This window comes from Bradyrhizobium sp. BRP19 (assembly GCF_020194195.1).
Lineage (GTDB): Bacteria > Pseudomonadota > Alphaproteobacteria > Rhizobiales > Xanthobacteraceae > Bradyrhizobium > Bradyrhizobium yuanmingense.
Genome location: NZ_JADYVZ010000228.1, coordinates 1 through 394 on the forward strand (window position 1 = coordinate 1; position 394 = coordinate 394).

Annotated in this window: 1 protein-coding gene; it reads right to left on the bottom strand. The window is 66.5% G+C overall.

What is annotated here, in order from left to right:
- The coding region (locus I6F36_RS39310) for a phosphoenolpyruvate carboxylase (protein ID WP_225173331.1) at positions 1–394 on the bottom strand (394 nt) is incomplete at both ends.

Below are 394 nucleotides of genomic sequence, written 5' to 3' on the forward strand. Positions count from 1 at the left end.
GTTCCTGGCCAGCGACAGTTCGGCGCCGAGGACGTGCAGCTCTTCCAGATAGAAGCTCAATATCCGGCTCGACTGCAGCCGCAGCGTGCCGCGCATGACGTCGGCGGTGACGAACGGGTTGCCGTCGCGGTCGCCGCCGATCCAGCTTCCCATCTTCAGGAACGACGCGAGCTCGCCCGGCTCGCCGCCCTCCTTGTTGAGCCGGTCCTCCAGCGCGCAATGCAGGCGCGGCACCTCGTGGAGGAAGGTGTAATCGTAGAACGACAGCCCGTTGGTGACTTCGTCCAGCACCGTGAGCTTGGTCCGGCGCAACAGATTGGTCTGCCACAGCGTCACCACGGCGCGGCGAAGCTGCTCGTCGCTGGCCTCGCCCTCCTCCGGCGTCATCTGCAGC